The organism is Psychroserpens ponticola (assembly GCF_023556315.2).
Taxonomy (GTDB): domain Bacteria; phylum Bacteroidota; class Bacteroidia; order Flavobacteriales; family Flavobacteriaceae; genus Psychroserpens; species Psychroserpens ponticola.
Genome location: NZ_CP116221.1, coordinates 212,244 through 228,635 on the forward strand (window position 1 = coordinate 212,244; position 16,392 = coordinate 228,635).

Annotated in this window: 10 protein-coding genes; 6 read left to right on the forward strand and 4 right to left on the reverse strand. The window is 33.4% G+C overall.

Annotated elements, in window-relative coordinates:
• From MUN68_RS00870 to tsaB, 5 genes are all read left to right on the forward strand, one after another.
• Positions 1-1,260, forward strand: coding sequence for an ABC transporter permease (locus tag MUN68_RS00870; RefSeq protein ID WP_249996482.1), 1,260 nt, complete (start codon positions 1-3; stop codon positions 1,258-1,260).
• A 57-nt stretch (positions 1,261-1,317) separates the two neighbouring features.
• The gene (locus MUN68_RS00875) at positions 1,318-2,463 is read left to right on the forward strand and encodes an efflux RND transporter periplasmic adaptor subunit (protein WP_249996483.1); all 1,146 of its coding nucleotides are present in this window, start codon (positions 1,318-1,320) and stop codon (positions 2,461-2,463) included.
• Positions 2,464-2,529: 66 nt separating this feature from the next.
• Positions 2,530-3,870, forward strand: coding sequence for a TolC family protein (locus MUN68_RS00880; RefSeq protein WP_249996484.1), 1,341 nt, complete (start codon positions 2,530-2,532; stop codon positions 3,868-3,870).
• A 6-nt stretch (positions 3,871-3,876) separates the two neighbouring features.
• Positions 3,877-5,175 carry an efflux RND transporter periplasmic adaptor subunit gene (locus MUN68_RS00885; protein WP_249996485.1) on the forward strand — a complete coding sequence of 433 codons (1,299 nt, stop codon included), beginning with the start codon at positions 3,877-3,879 and terminating at the stop codon, positions 5,173-5,175.
• Between the two features lie 17 nt (positions 5,176-5,192).
• Complete coding sequence (tsaB, locus tag MUN68_RS00890; protein ID WP_249996487.1) at positions 5,193-5,864, forward strand: tRNA (adenosine(37)-N6)-threonylcarbamoyltransferase complex dimerization subunit type 1 TsaB; 672 nt, start codon at positions 5,193-5,195, stop codon at positions 5,862-5,864.
• A 4-nt stretch (positions 5,865-5,868) separates the two neighbouring features.
• Here the strand turns inward: tsaB and MUN68_RS00895 are convergent, their stop codons facing one another.
• The 4 genes from MUN68_RS00895 to MUN68_RS00910 all read right to left on the reverse strand — a co-directional run bounded on the left by MUN68_RS00895 (position 5,869) and on the right by MUN68_RS00910 (position 9,422).
• The gene (locus MUN68_RS00895) at positions 5,869-6,681 is read right to left on the reverse strand and encodes a mechanosensitive ion channel family protein (RefSeq protein ID WP_249996488.1); all 813 of its coding nucleotides are present in this window, start codon (positions 6,679-6,681) and stop codon (positions 5,869-5,871) included.
• A gap of 101 nt (positions 6,682-6,782) precedes the next feature.
• The gene (locus MUN68_RS00900) at positions 6,783-7,484 is read right to left on the reverse strand and encodes a hypothetical protein (RefSeq protein ID WP_249996489.1); all 702 of its coding nucleotides are present in this window, start codon (positions 7,482-7,484) and stop codon (positions 6,783-6,785) included.
• A 200-nt stretch (positions 7,485-7,684) separates the two neighbouring features.
• Positions 7,685-8,389 carry a hypothetical protein gene (locus tag MUN68_RS00905; protein ID WP_249996490.1) on the reverse strand — a complete coding sequence of 235 codons (705 nt, stop codon included), beginning with the start codon at positions 8,387-8,389 and terminating at the stop codon, positions 7,685-7,687.
• Positions 8,390-8,519: 130 nt separating this feature from the next.
• Positions 8,520-9,422 (reverse strand): NifU family protein, encoded by a 903-nt coding sequence (locus MUN68_RS00910; protein ID WP_249996491.1) that lies wholly within the window; start codon positions 9,420-9,422, stop codon positions 8,520-8,522.
• A 369-nt stretch (positions 9,423-9,791) separates the two neighbouring features.
• On the opposite strand from MUN68_RS00910, the gene MUN68_RS00915 reads away from it, so the two are divergent.
• A complete protein-coding gene (locus MUN68_RS00915; RefSeq protein WP_272792392.1) occupies positions 9,792-16,385 on the forward strand; it encodes a choice-of-anchor L domain-containing protein in 6,594 nt (2,197 codons plus the stop codon).
• Positions 16,386-16,392 lie beyond the last annotated feature (7 nt).

A 16,392-nucleotide genomic window follows, 5' to 3' on the forward strand; every position in this document is an offset into this window, starting at 1 on the left:
ATGTTTAAAAGAGATCGTTGGGATGAAATATTAGAAGCTTTAAATGCAAACAAGCTTAGAACTGCTATGACAGCATTTGGTGTCGCTTGGGGTATTTTTATTCTTGTGGTTCTTTTGGCACTTACTAACGGATTAAGAAATGGTGTCCTAAAAGATTTTGGGGATTTTGCTACCAATTCTATGTTCATGTGGACTCAAGGAACTTCAAAACCATATAAAGGTTTGCCTAAAGGACGTTATTTTAATTATAAAATTGATGATGTAGCTGCTATTAAATCTCAAATTCCTAGCCTGAAATATGTATCTCCAAGAAATCAATTGGGAGGATTTAGAGGAAATAATAATGTAGTTAGAGGAACAAAAACTGGAGCATTTGAAATATATGGAGATTATCCAGAGTACATCAAACAACAACCTATGGATGTTATTCAGGGCCGTTTTATTAGTTATTCAGATATTGATGCAAAACGAAAAATTTGCGTGATTGGTGCTGGAGTCGTAAAAGGATTGTATGATAAAGGTGAAAAAACGCTTGGAACTTATATCAAGATAAATGGTGTTAACTTTTTAGTAGTTGGTACATTTAAAATGAGCAATAGCCAAGGGAATAGTGAGGAAGAGGCAAGTACAATTTATATCCCGTTTACCACATTTGGGCAAGCATTTAATAGAGGAGATCGAGTTGGATGGATGGCAATCACTGCCGAAGATAATGTGCCTATTACAACGGTAAAACAACAAGTTTTTGACCTCATGAAGTCAAGACATAAGGTGCATCCAGATGATGATCGTGCCATTGGACATTTTGATTTAGCTGAAGAGTTTGGACGAATAAACGGGTTGTTTACCATACTTGCTTTCGTAGGTTATTTTGTTGGCATATTAGTATTGGCATCAGGAATTATTGGGATAAATAATATTATGCTAATTGTTGTAAAAGAACGTACAAAAGAAATTGGTATCCGAAGGGCCTTAGGTGCAACACCTTGGATGGTGAAAGGACAAATTTTACAAGAAAGCTTAATATTAACTATTTTGTCTGGTATGGTAGGTGTTTCATTTGCAGCAATAATAATTTGGGGAATGAATGCTGTTCTGGATAGTGTTGGTGAGGTTGAAAATTTTGCGAACCCGAGTGTTGATATATCTGTTATATTAACAGCATTATTAATTTTAGTAGTATCTGGATTATTAGCAGGCTTAATCCCAGCAAATGGTGCAACCAAAATGAAACCTGTAGACGCATTGAGAGTAGAATAAAAAACATATAGTCATCAATTAAGGTTCTTAGAACCAATTAATCATAACAATCAACTCATGAAAAGAACAAGAACAATTATCATTTTACTTATTATAGTATTCGGTTTTTTAGGAGCCTTATATTTCTTTTGGCTTAAAGGTCAAGAAGATCCAGTAAAATATACTTCTGAAGAGCCTTCAGAGCAAACTATAGTAGTTAAAACAGTGGCTACAGGAAGTATTGTTCCTAAAGAAGAAATACTAATAAAGCCTAATATTTCTGGTGTTATTGAAGAAATATTTATTGAAGCTGGCGAATATGTAAAGCAAGGTGATTTGATTGCACAAATTAGAGTCATTCCTAATGTGTCAAACCTTACAAGTGCAAAAAATAATATCTCATCGAATAGTAATGCATTGCAAACTGCTGAGATTAATTTTAAAACGCAGCAAGCGATCTATGATCGTCAAAAGGCTTTATTTGACAAGGGTGTTATTTCTGCTAATCAATTTGATGAAATTAATAATACGTATTTACAGGCGAAACAACGCGTTGGACAAGCAAGAATTGATGTGACTCAATCACGTCAGAATTACGATATTATAAAAACAGGAACAACATCAGGTTTAGGAAGTGTGGCTCAAACTCAAGTAAGAGCAACCGTTTCTGGAATGGTGTTAGACGTGCCTGTAAAAGCAGGAAACCAAGTCATTGAAGCTAATAACTTTAATGAAGGAACTTCAATAGCATCTCTGGCAGACGTGAAGCAAATGATTTTTGAAGGAAAAGTTGATGAAAGTGAAGTAGGGAAAATTAAAGAAGGCTTACCTCTAGAAATTACGGTTGGAGCCATTGAAGACCAGAAATTTGATGCAATTTTAGATTATATTGCTCCAAAAGGTGTTGAAGAAAATGGTGCCATTCAGTTTGAAATAAAAGGAACACTTAAAAAAATGGATTCAATATTCATTAGAGCGGGCTTAAGCGCTAATGCTTCAATTATCTTAGAAAAAGCTGAAAAAGTACTAGCGATTAAAGAAGCTTTAGTGCAATACGATGATGAAACTAAAAAACCTTACGTTGAAGTTGAGGTTGGAGATCAAAAATTTGAAAGAAAAGAATTAGAATTAGGAATTAGCGATGGTATCTTTGTTGAGGTTAAAAGTGGCATCACAAAAGACGATAAAATTAAGGTTTGGAACCAAATTCAAGGTTTCGAATAATTTGATCAATAATAATTTTAACATTTAGTGTAACACTTTAGGATTTATCTAGACATATAAGACATTATGAAAAAATCAATCATCATAGCATTACTTCTTTGTGGAGTTTTAGTCAACGCACAAGAAAAAAAATGGACATTATTAGAGTGTGTTAATCATGCTTTAGAAAATAATATTTCTATTGCACAATCTGAGCTAGATGTAAATTTAGCCGATATAAATAAGAATCAAGCAAGAAGTAATTTTCTACCCACTTTAAGTGCAAATGGATCCTATAGTGTTAATACTGGAGCTAATATTAATCCAGCTACCAATCAGTTTGAAAACAATACGTTTAGATCTGTTTCTGGCGCAATTAATTCTGGCGTCAATATTTTTAGTGGCCTTGCGAATTGGAAAACACTTCAGCGTGCTAAAATTAATAAAATGGCCTCAGAGTATCGTTTAGATAAAATGAAAGACGATATTTCATTATTTGTAGCAAATTCATTTTTGCAAATTCTTTTTAATAGAGAGCAACTTAAAGTTTTAATGTCTCAAAATGATGTTACAAAAGGAAATATAGAAAACACCCAACAATTAGTGGATGCAGGAGTACTTCCTAGAGGTGATTTATTAGAATTAAAAGCCACAGATGCAACGCAACTTCAACAAATTATTGCTGCTGAGAACACCTTATTTATTTCAAAATTGGGCTTAGCTCAAATGTTACAATTGAAAGATTATGAAACTTTTGATATTTCAGATGATGATTACGGATTGGTTGGAGGTGATATCTTAGAAAAACAAGCTACTGAGATTGTTGAAAAAGCAAAAGAAGAAGTCAATGATGTAAAAATAGCACAAACCAATTTTGAATTAGCAGAAAAAGATTTAGAATTGCAAAAAACCAATTATTATCCAACGCTTTCAGGATTTTGGGGTTATAATACAAGATGGGCAAGTACTCAATTAAATCCATTTACTGGAGAAGATATTCCTTTTATTGATCAATTGTATTTATTTGATGGTACATCGGTTGGTGTTCAATTGAATGTTCCTATCTTTAATAGATTTACAACTCGTAATAATGTAAAACGTAGTAAAGTTGAAGTTGAGCGTTCAAAGTATCTATTAGAACAAGCCAAAATAGACTTAGAATCAACGGTATACCAAGCGTATAATGATGCTAAAAATTCAAAAAAAACGTATGAGGCTGCTTTGCAAACAGAAGAAGCTCGTCTATTAGCCTTTGAATATGCAAAAGAACGTTATGATGTAGGGATGTCAAATGCATTTGATTTTAATCAATCTCGTATTGTTTACGAAAACTCTCAATCTGATGTAATACGAACAAAATATGATTATATTTTTAAGCTCAAAGTCTTAGAATTTTATTTTGGGCTACCAATAACCGACTTAAATTAACATAAAATGAGTAAAACAGTAAAAATTTGCCTTCTTGTTCTTGTCATCCTTATAGCCGCTTTAGTGATTGGGAAAACAATGGGTTGGTTTGGTGAAAAAGGTAATCATAAAGAAGTAGAAATAAAGAAAGTTACTTTAGTTGATATCGTTGAAACAGTTTCTGCAACAGGAAAGATTCAGCCAGAAGTAGAAGTGAAAATTTCAAGTGAGGTTTCAGGTGAAATCCTTGAACTTCCCTTTAAAGAAGGTCAACAAGTAAAAAAAGGAGACTTACTCGTTAGAGTTAATCCAGATTTAATTCAATCTGCTGTAAGTCGATCACAAGCTACATACCAAAATATTAAAGCAGGTTTAGAGCAAGCTGAAGCAACATTAAAACAAGCTAAGGCAGATTATGATAGAAACAAATCGCTTTTTGATAAAGGGGTTATTTCTAAAGCAGATTGGGACAGATCAACTGCAGCTTATGAAACTGCAGTTGCAGGAAGAAGTTCTGCATATTATAGTGTTCAAAGTGCAGCAGCTTCTGTAAATGAAGCAAACGATAATTTGAGTCGTACTGAAATATATGCTCCAATGAGTGGTACGATATCGCTGCTTAATGTAGAGTTAGGTGAACGAGTTGTAGGAACTCAGCAAATGGCAGGTACAGAAATATTAAGAGTAGCCAACCTTAATAATATGGAAGTTGAGGTTGATGTTAATGAAAATGACATTGTAAAGGTTCAAATTGGCGATTCTACAATAGTAGAAGTTGACGCTTATTTAAAGAAAGAATTTAAAGGCATAGTTACAGAAATCGCGAATTCTGCTGCTGGAACTTTAACAGCAGATCAGGTAACTAACTTTAGAGTTAAAGTTAGAATACTTGAAGAATCTTATCTAGACCTTATGGAAGGTAAGCCAGATTTTTATTCGCCATTTAGACCAGGAATGACTGCTACTGTAGATGTTATTACTGATAAACGTAATAAGATTGTCGCAGTTCCAATAAGTTCAATTGTTATAAAAACAGATACATCTTCAGTTAAAAAAGATTATAAACAAAGGTCTTCAGAAACTATTAAACCTGAAAGTGAAGAGAAATTTGAATGTGTTTTTATTTCTGAAAATGGTGAGGCTAAGTTAAGAGTTGTCAAAACCGGAATCCAAGATGATACTAATATTGAAGTGATTTCAGGGTTAAAGGAAAATGATGAAATTATTACTGGTCCATATAACATTGTTTCTAAAACCTTAAATTCTGGCGATAAAATAAAAGACAAAAACACAGGAAAAGATGAAGAAGTATCTTCTGATGAATAATTTAATTCCTAATTAATATGGCAATCCTATTAAATATAGAAACGTCAACAACAAATTGCTCAGTCTCTCTTTCAAAAGAAGGAGAGACTTTAGTTTTAAAGGAAGATAATAATGTTAATTATTCGCATGCAGAATCATTACACGTTTTTATCGATGATGTAATTAAATCTGCGAAACTCACCCTTAAGGAAATTGATGCAATTGCTGTGAGTAAAGGGCCAGGTTCTTATACAGGATTACGAATTGGAGTTTCAGCGGCTAAAGGTCTTTGTTATGCGTTAAATATTCCGCTTATTTCTGTATCAACCTTAAATGCGTTGGCACATCAGGTAAAAATTAATCAAGGAAATATTGTGCCAATGTTAGATGCGCGTCGTTTAGAAGTGTATTCTGCTATTTATAGCAATTCTTATGCTGAATTAAGAAATGTTGAAGCTCAAGTTTTAGATGATAATTCATTTTCAGAGTATTTAGAAGATGGTAAAGTTTATTTTATTGGTAATGGTGTTGAGAAAACAAAAAAAATGATAGACCATCCAAATGCTGTTTTTGTCGAAGGGAAGTTGCCTTCAGCAAATGAAATGAGTTTTTTAGCGTACCAAAAGTATAAAAAAAGCGACATCGAAGATGTCGCCTATTTTGAGCCATTTTATTTAAAAGATTTTATAGCATTAAAATCTAAAAAATAAAAATCTATTCATTTTTGTGTATTTCAACTTGATGAGGATAAGGGATTTCAATTCCAGCAGCATCAAGAGCTTCTTTAGTGTTTTCAGTAACATCAAAATATACATCCCAATAATCTTCACTATTACACCAAGGACGTACAGCAAAATTTATAGAACTATCAGCTAACTCCATAACAGTTACAGCAGGAGCAGGGTCTTTAAGTACTTTAGGATGCGATGTTAATACTTTTGTAAGCACTTCTTTAGTTTTTTTGATGTCAGAATCATAACCAACACCAAAAACTAAATCGACACGTCTAGTACCTTCAGTAGTATAATTAATAATATTACCATTAGAAAGCGCTCCATTAGGAATAATGATTTCTCTATTAGAAAGTCCAGTTAGTTTGGTTGTAAAAATCTCAATTTCTTTTACAACTCCTAACTCTCCTTGTGCTTCAATTAAATCTCCAACTTTCATTGGTTTAAAAATCATAAGTAAAACACCTCCTGCAAAATTACCAAGAGAGCCTTGAAGTGCTAATCCAATTGCAAGACCTGCAGCTGCAAGAATAGCAGCAAAAGATGTTGTTTCTACACCTACAGTTCCTAGAACAACTATAATGAGTACAATTTTTAAAACCCAACCTAATAAGTTTAATAAGAATTTTTTGAGACTTTCGTCATAATCTCTTTTTTCCATAGTTTTTCTTAAGCCTTTAATTAAAGACTTAATAATCCATGAGCCAATAATCCAGATGGCTATTGCTCCCACTACTTTAGGTCCGAAATCAATAATAATTTCGAAGCCTTTATCTATCCATTTTTGTAAATCCATTAGTGTTTGTTTTTTATTTAATATGTACAAAAATAAAAAAACCGAATGGATTATTTTTTAGATAACACATTCGGTTTTAATATATTCAGTATTTCTATAATCTAAAGTGAGTTTACATAATTCATTAATTGAACTAAATCTTCTTCTCTAGATGTTTTAATTTTATTTTCTTTTAAAAAGGTAAAAACTGCGGTTTTATGTTCTGGGAATAGCTTTGAAATAGCTTTCTTTCCTCTTGGTAGTTCTTTAACTATTTTGTCTTCTCCAAGCTTCATAAAAAATTTATCATCCCATCTTTTATATCTTGCTGATCTTGGAGTGTCGTAACTAGTAACAGCTCTTTTTTCACCAATAAACGTAATCCTTTCTTTTTTAAGTAAAACCGTTGAAGCATTAGAATCACTTAAATACACGAAGTAACCAAAGTTTTCATTTTGTTTTTCATCGAAATAACCAAATACTTGATATTTCTTTTTTAAAGGAACAATTTCTACAACGATATCTCTTCTATATCTGTTTAGTGAATATGCTTTGTTGTTTTGTCCTTTAACTTCAAATTCATCTCTCATGGCATTATACCTTACAAAAAATGTACTTCCTTCTGCAGCTGATATTTTAGCAGGTAAATATTCTTTGTTAGTATATGGAGAACCATCAACCGATTCGTTTAAAACAATTGGAGTAGTAGAAATTATTCCGGAAACGCGACTTCCTCCGACGCTTTGTCCAGCCAAAAATTCTTGACCAGAAACAGAAATTATAGGTAATAATACTACTAGTAATAATAAATATGTCTTTTTCATAAAAAAATTTTTTCAAAAAAAACAAAAAATTGACGAATTAGAAAGAATAATGTGTTAAGATTAAGGTAAATGTTTACTGATGGTTGTTAAATTTTATGTAAATAAAGTACTACAAGCTAAAAACAAGTGTTTTTTGTAAAAAATCGTATGTATTTATGTTAGAAAAATAAACAGTTTAAATACGATTTGCATCTTATAAACTAAAGTGTGTTTATGTAATTTATGAGCTGAACTAAATCATCTTCTTTAGAAGTTTTTATTCTGTTTTCCTTAATAAATTTAAGAACCTTATCTTGATGATTTGGAAATAATTTTGCTATAGCCTTTTTGTTGCTAGGTAATTCAGAAAGTATTTTTTCATCTTCTAGTTTAATGAAAAATTTATCATTTAACCTTTTGTATTTTGCAGGTTTGCTAGAGTCATAACCAGTAGAAGCCTTTTGTTCATCAATAAAAGTGATTTTCTCTTTTTTAAATAGAATGGTTTTTGGGTTGGGATTGCTTAAATACAAAAAGTAGCCAAAATTCTCATTCTTCTCATCGTCATAATAACCCAATACTTGATATGTTTTATTTAAGTTAAGCATTTCAATTACAATATCTCTTCTGTATCTATTAAGAGAATAGGCTTTGTTTTTGTCGCCTTTAACTTCGAAAATATCATTTAATGCATTATACCTTACATAAAAAACATCTCCTTCAGAAGCTGAAATGGTTGCAGGTAAGTATTTTTCATTTATGTAAGGTGAACCTTCTACAGATTCATTAAGTACTACAGGTGTTACATCAATAAGTAGATTAACTCGACTTCCGCCAATAGCTTGACCACCTATGAGTTCTTGTTGTGGAAAAGCAGAAATGACAGGGAATAATAAAGCGATGAATAAAATGTGTGAAGTTTTCATAATTTTCTTTTTATTAAAAATAATAAAAAAATAATAAAAACTAACTTTGTTTTAAATAAAAATCACTTTTTAACTAGTAAAACACTCTAAAAAAGAGTGCTTTACGATAATCTTAAATTAAGATGGATGCCTAGCCGTTAATGGCTTCTACAGTATTAACTTTTCCGTTTAACATTTCCTTTAGCATATTTTCTATACCATTTTTTAGAGTAAATGTGGAAGAAGGGCATCCACTACAAGCGCCTTGTAATATAACTTTTACCGTTTTACTATCTTCATCATAGGATTGAAATTCAATATTGCCACCATCACTTGCTACAGCAGGTTTAACATATTCTTCAAGAATATTGATTATCTCTTTCGAAATATCATCATGAGCTTCAAATTTAGTGTCTAGAACTTCATTCGATTTTTCAATAGAATTATTTTCGTCAATGAGTACGATCTCTTTTGCGTTTTCAATATAAACTCTAATAAATTCACGTAACTCCAATGTGATTTCATTCCAATCCGCAATATCATATTTAGTTATAGAAACAAAGTTTTCATCTAAAAAAACACTTTTCACAAAAGGAAAATGAAACAATTCAGATGCAAAAGGTGAGTTTTTTGCATCGTCTATAGACTTATACTCATGATAGTTATTAACTAGTTTTTTATTGGCAACGAATTTAATCACTGCTGGATTTGGAGTGCTTTCAGCATAAATAGTAACAGGCACTTTCTTTTTTGCAGAAGTATCAGAGATTATAACACCTCCTTTGTTTATGTAAGTTTCGATTTGTTCAGCAACTTCATCTTGTACATCTAACCATTCTACAATATTGAAGCGTTCTACAGCTATAAAATTCCCTGAAATGTAAACTTTTTTCACAAAAGGCAAGTAAAATAATTGCTGAGCTAAAGGAGATGGTGCAGCATCATCAATAGTGTTGAATTCAAAGCTCTCGTGTTTAGTTAGAAATTGGTCAGCTTCAAATTTAATTATAGTCGGATTGGAAGTGGTTTTAATTGAAATTGTCACGTTTTCCATGTTATTTATTTTTTTGCAAAAATACTAAACTAATAGGTTAATGTTATGTTTTTTTAGGATTACATAAGCGATCTGTCTTATATTATATACTAAAGCTGAAAAAAAACAGTTATAAAGTACATTGCTTAATAGTTTAGAACTGTTAAACTGGCAATTTAATAGGGTATAACAAGACGTAATTAGTTAAAATTTACTAAATTTCGCTTTTATTATGAAAAAGCTTAATTACTACACTAAATGTTATTAGTACAGATGTGATATTTGATCTATGAATTGTATATGTGTATGTTGTTGTTTTTTAATTTGTTATGATTTTTTTTCTTTTGTAACCTTTTGAAATAAAGCTTAGATTACAGATCGATCAAGTTTATGAAGAAACTATACACAATACTTTTATTATTATTTGCATTTAGTTCTTATGCCCAAGATCTTTTGATGCAAGTTGGTACATTTAATAGATGTGAACCTGATGTGTTTTATGATTCTGGAGGAGAATTTGGTTCATATTCGAATGATGAAAATATCGTAACTACTATTTGCCCAGAAAATGCTGGAGATTTTATAAGCCTTGGCTTTTCTACATTTAGTACCCAACTCAATATAGATATATTAACAATTTATGATGGTGATGATACCACTGCGCCAGTAATTGGTTCTTATTCTGGAGTTGCTGGACCTGGAATAATTACAGCTTCCGCAGCTAATACAAGCGGTTGTATTACATTAGAGTTTGTTTCCAATACAACAGGTACTACAACAGGTTGGTCTGCAAATATTACATGCCAAGAGCAATGTCAAATTATTACAGCATCTATTGATAGTACAATTCCTGTAGCTAATGGTTCAGGAGTAATTGAAGTGCCACCTGCGACTAATATCGATTTTAATGGAAGTGCTACATTTTCGGATGCTGCTGCTGGTGCGACTTATGATTGGAATTTTGGAGATACTGTTACAGATTTTGGAACCTCAGTTTCACATTTTTATGCTAATCCTGGTACATACACTGTTACATTAACTGTTACAGATCCTAATCCTACAGGTTGTTCAGATACAGAAACGATAACTGTTTTAGTACTGGAACCTATTGTTACAATTAATAATCCTGCCTACCCAGAATCTTCTTTTACACCCGAAGAACTAATAGAAAATGTTCTTGTCTCTGGAGGATGTTCAGGAGTTGATAATTTTTCATTTCAAGTAAACGGAACACCTAATGCTCTTCAAACCAAAAGTTATGGTTATTTCACTAAAGGAGGTGCAGTTGATTTTCCTTTTGATGAAGGAATTGTTTTATCAACAGGAAGAGCTTTTCCGGCAGGAAATACTCCAAATGGAGGAGGTTTAGTCTCTTTTGATAATGGTCAGGCTGGTGATGCCGATTTAGATGCATTTTTCACACCAACTGATCCTGGATTTAATACTAATGACGCAACATTTATAAAATTTAATTTCGTTCCAACAGCAGATGAAATTAGTTTCCGCTATATGATGTTTTCTGAAGAATATGATGGAAGTACCGAATGTAGTTTTGCAGATAGTTTCGCTTTCCTTTTAAGAGAAGTTGGAACAACAGCTTATACTAATCTTGCTGTATTACCAGATGGTACTCCTGTAAGTGTTACTAATATAAATGATTCTGGAAATTGTACTGCCAATCCTGGGTTTTTTGAAGGTTACCTTTTAAACGACACCAATTATGGAGGAAGAACAGTAGTTTTAACCGCAACTGCAACTGTTGTTCCTAATACTACATATGAGATAAAACTAGTTGTCGCTGATGAAGGGGATTCTATTTGGGATTCAGCAATATTTCTTGAAGCAGGTAGTTTTAATTTAGGAGGAGAACTTGGTGATGATATAACTATTGCCGCAGGTACTGCTCTTTGTGAAGGAGAGGTGGTTGCTTTAGATACTGAAGCACCTACAGCAACACATACATGGTTTAAAGATGGTATTGAAATTGTTGGAGAAACAGATTCGACTATTGAAGTTACTGAAAGTGGAAATTACTCGGTTAATGTAGTTTTTGCTCCAGGATGTGACTCATCAGATTCAATTGAAGTAGAATTTAAACCTAGCCCAATAGCAAATCCTGCTCCTGATCTCAATATTTGTGATTTGACAGGTGTTGGTGAGTTTTATTTAACAGATAATGATGCTGTAATTTTTGGAGCACAAGATCCTAATGATTTTGTTATTAGCTATCATTTAACTCAGGCTGATGCTGATTTAAATGTAGGACCATTAGCAAGCCCTTATACAAATATCTCTAATCCTCAAACAATTTATGCTAGAATAGCAGAGACTTCTCAAGAGTGTTTCTCAACAACAACTTTTGATTTAGTGTTTAGCATATTAGCTATTAATCCAGTTACAGTATTTCAAGTTTGTGATGATAATACTGATGGTTTTGCAATGTTTGATTTAAGCACAAAGAATGCTGAAGCTATTGGAGCTCTAGATCCAACTACTGTAAACGTAACTTATTATGCGACACAAGTTGATGCTGATGCTGGTACAAACCCTTTAACAATTCCGTTCACAAATACAATAGTTAATAACCAAACTATTTATGTGCGATTAGAAGCAAATAATGAAGCAAGTTGTTATAATACCACTACTTTAGATTTAGAGGTTGTAAGTAATCCGACAGCAAATATAGTTACACCTTTATCGGTTTGTGATGATGACAATGATGGATTTTCAAGTTTTGAATTAAGTTTAAAAGATTCAGAATCGATAGGAGTTCAAACAGGTATGGTTGTGACGTATCATGAGACCGAGTCAGATGCGATCAATGGCGTTAATGTTTTGGCAATACCATATGATAATATTGTTCCAAGTGTTCAGACCGTATACATAAGAGTAGAGAGTGGTTCAACGGGTTGTTATGATACCGTAGAGCTTATATTACTAGTAAATCCGATACCCAATACATTATCAGTTACGGCTTATGAGTTGTGTGATTATGATTTACCAGGCGATGAGATAGAGCAGTTTGATTTACCAACGAAAGATGCTGAGATATCTGATGGTCAAATGGTCACAGTTAGTTATTATGAGACTTTATCAGATGCTGAAGGATTACTTAATCCAATAGTAGGTCTTTATAGTAATACGAGTAATCCCCAAATGATTTACTATGCACTCGTAAGTACAACGACAAATTGTGTAGCAACTGGGAGTTTTGAATTGGTAGTAAACCCGTTACCATCTATAGTTGTTCCAACAGCATTAGAGGTTTGTGATGATGGCGTTCCTGATGGTTTAACGAGTATCGATTTAACGATTAAGAATCAGGAGATAGCACCTAATCCTAATTATTCTGTGAGTTATTATTTAACTCAAATGGATGCAGATTTAGGATTAAATCCCTTACCAATTCCTTATACTAATATAGTAAATGGTCAAATCGTATTTGTACGAGTTCAAGATATAAATACAGGATGTTATGCTACCACGCTTTTAACTTTGGTAGTAGAGCAAGCACCAGTTGCAAATACGCCAACTCCTTTAGAGTATTGTGATGCAGATAGTGATGGTTTTGGAGTTTTTACTTTAACTGATGCAGATACAGAGATTACTTCAGGCGATCCGGCTTTAACGGTTAGTTATCATGAGACTATGGCAGATGCAGATAATAATGTAAATGCGTTAGGGAGTCCTTATAACAATATTGTAGAAGATCAACAAACAATTTATGTACGCGTTGAGAGCGCAACAATCGCCACAGATTGCGCGACAATAGTAGAACTTATATTAATAGTGCATCCAACGCCACAGATAGAAGATCCAACTCCTTTAGAGGAATGTGATGATGTGTCTGCAGATGGTTTTGCGCAGTTTGATTTGACAAGTAAAGATTTAGAGATATTAGATGGATTAGACCCTTTACAATATCTAGTGACTTATTATGAGATAGAGGCAAATGCAGAATCTGGTATGAATGCTATTTTAAATCCAACTAACTATACCAATACGACAGCCTTTAATCAAATGTTATGGGTTCGAGTAGAGGATACAGTTAATGGCTGTTATAAGATTACAACCTTAGAGTTAATTGTGAATGCCCTTCCAGTGCTATTACAACCAGTTCCATTAGAGTTATGTGATGATAATAATCCAGGAGATGAGATAGAGGCATTTACATTAGAGGATTCCAATTCAGAGATGTTAAATGGACAAACCGGAATTAGTTTCACATATTATCAGACGCAGTTGGATGCAGATAATGACACAAATCCAATTGTAAGTCCTTACATGAATACAAGCAATCCACAAACGGTATTTGTAAGAGCTACAGATGATGTTACAGGATGTTTTGTAAGTACAACCGCTACGATACTATTAAGAGTTAACCCTATTCCATCACCAGCGCCTCCGACAGATTTAGAGGTTTGTGATGCTGATAATGATGGTTTTGAAGTTTTTGATTTAGAGAGTAAAACTCTAGAGATCATTAATGGAGAGTTAGATATTGCAATTACGTACCATGAGACTCAGAGTGATGCAGATATGGATCTAAATGCACTTGTTAGTCCATACACAAATATAGTAATGGATGAGCAGATGATTTACATTCGAGCAGAGAATATAATAACAGGCTGTTATAATACCTCTGAGGTTTTAATCATCCGTGTGTTACCTTCACCAGAAGTTCCAGTAGATATTGACGACTATGTAATTTGTGACACCAATAATGATGGTTTTGCACAGTTTGATTTAACGACTAAGGATTCAGAGATATTAGGGACACAGATTCCATCAGACTTTATACTGACCTATCATATTACTATTGGAGATGCTCAATCAGGAAATAACCCAATAGTAAATGTAACCAACTACACTAATGTTTTAAATCCACAGACGATTTATGTTCGATTAGTAAGCGTTCTCAATGGTTGTGTAACAACGACAGGTTTCTTTGATATCCGAGTAGAGTTACCACCAGAGGCTATCCAACCAACACCATTAGAGTTGTGTGATGATGAGATTGCAGATGAAGTTACCGTTTTTGATTTGACCTTAAAGGATAATGAGATTACAGGTGGCGAATCAAGTTGGAGTGTTTCTTACTATGAGACAGATGCAGATGCACAGTCAGAGATTAATGCTGTAGATGCAGAGACTTATAGTAATAGTTCAGTAAATGGAGCAGCGGCGAATCCACAGACTTTATATGTTGTTGTTACAGATACAGATACAGGTTGTGTGGATTATACAACATTAACGATTCGTGTATTACCAAATCCAACACCTAGTTTAGATCCAGATGATTTAGAGTTGTGTGATGATATCAATCCAGGCGATATGGAAGAGGAGTTTGATCTTACAGAGAATGAGGTTTATATCATCAATGGAGAATCAGGAGTTACTGCGACGTATCATGAGACAGAGGAAGATGCCGAATTAGGATTGAATGCTATCGTGGCTCCAATGGCGTATACCAACACAAGTACACCACAAACGATTTATGTACGAGTAACAAATGATATAACCGAGTGTTATACATTAGTAACCTTTGATATAATCGTAAACCCATTACCAGATGTTGTAGCCGTTACAGATTTTATACTTTGTGAGTTAAATACAGATGGTATCGACGATTTTGATTTGACCCTTAAGGATGCTGAAATCTTAAACGGTCAAGATGCAACAATGTTTACAGTGACTTACCATGAGACGCAAACCGATGCAGATGATTTAATCAATGCCTTGGTTAGTCCTTATACAAATCTCACAAATCCACAACAGATTTTTATAGCGATTACAAATAATGATACAGGCTGTTCAATAAGCACGCCGAGTTTTAATATTGAAGTTCAGGAAGCAGCAGAGGCTAACTCAGGTATGGAGCCTATTTTAGAGGAGATTTGTGACGATCAGATGGATGATGATGGCGATTTAAGTAATAATAGCGCTCAGTTTGATTTAACACCAGTTACAGATGCTGTTGATTTAATACCAGGGAGTGTTCAGGATCAGGTTTTAGATGGTCAGGATCCAGCAAATTATATATTGACTTACTATGAGACAGAGACTGATGCCGAGTTAGGCGTTAATCCATTGCCATTTTTATATGAGAATATAGTCAATCCACAGATTATTTATGTGAGAGTAGATAATGATACGCTGATAGATGATGGAACAGGCAATATGATAGATAGTTCAATTTGTTATGCTGTAGCCCCATTAACCTTGCAGGTGAATCCATTACCAGTATTTGGCTTAGATGATAGTTATATATTATGTGTAGATGTAAATGGAACAGAAGTCTTGAATGTTCCAGTATTAGACACAGAACTAACAACACCAAACTATGAGTTTGAGTGGAGTTTGGGAGGTACAGTGATATCAGGAGCAACAGCAGGTAGTTATGAGCCAAGTGAAGGTGGCACGTATAGTGTGACAGTGACTGATGCAATTACGGGTTGTTCAAGCAGTGTAATGACAGAAGTGATAGAGAGTTCACCACCAACCATTACGCTTGTAGATGTGACTACAGATGCTTTTTCAGAGTTACATATTATAGTTGTTACCGTAACCGGATTAGGAGACTATGAATATCGTTTGGATGGAGGTACATGGCAGGATAGCAATATCTTTGTGGATGTTTCTGCAGGTGAGCATGATATAGATGTAAGAGATAGGATCGGTTGTGGTTATGTTAGTGATAAGGTTACAGTTATGGATTACCCAACGTTCTTCACGCCAAATGATGATGGTTATAATGATACATGGAACATAAAAGGTATTGCCGACCAACCTAGTGCAAAAATTTATATATTTGACAGGTACGGAAAACTAATAAAACAGATAAGTCCTACGAGTGAAGGTTGGGATGGTAGCTATAATGGCAACCCAATGCCAACGAGTGACTACTGGTTTGTAGTAGAGTACAATGAACCTAATACCGGAGAACGTAAAGAATTTAAAGCCCATTTCACCCTGAAAAGATAATTAAGAT

Coding starts and splice junctions, on each gene's coding strand:
- MUN68_RS00870 (WP_249996482.1), top strand. CDS start 1: ATGTTTAAAAGAGATCGTTGGGATGAAATATTAGAAGCTTTAAATGCA.
- MUN68_RS00900 (WP_249996489.1), bottom strand. CDS start 7,484: ATGAAAAAGACATATTTATTATTACTAGTAGTATTATTACCTATAATT.
- MUN68_RS00915 (WP_272792392.1), top strand. CDS start 9,792: ATGAAGAAACTATACACAATACTTTTATTATTATTTGCATTTAGTTCT.
- MUN68_RS00885 (WP_249996485.1), top strand. CDS start 3,877: ATGAGTAAAACAGTAAAAATTTGCCTTCTTGTTCTTGTCATCCTTATA.
- MUN68_RS00895 (WP_249996488.1), bottom strand. CDS start 6,681: ATGGATTTACAAAAATGGATAGATAAAGGCTTCGAAATTATTATTGAT.
- MUN68_RS00910 (WP_249996491.1), bottom strand. CDS start 9,422: ATGGAAAACGTGACAATTTCAATTAAAACCACTTCCAATCCGACTATA.
- MUN68_RS00880 (WP_249996484.1), top strand. CDS start 2,530: ATGAAAAAATCAATCATCATAGCATTACTTCTTTGTGGAGTTTTAGTC.
- MUN68_RS00905 (WP_249996490.1), bottom strand. CDS start 8,389: ATGAAAACTTCACACATTTTATTCATCGCTTTATTATTCCCTGTCATT.
- MUN68_RS00875 (WP_249996483.1), top strand. CDS start 1,318: ATGAAAAGAACAAGAACAATTATCATTTTACTTATTATAGTATTCGGT.
- tsaB (WP_249996487.1), top strand. CDS start 5,193: ATGGCAATCCTATTAAATATAGAAACGTCAACAACAAATTGCTCAGTC.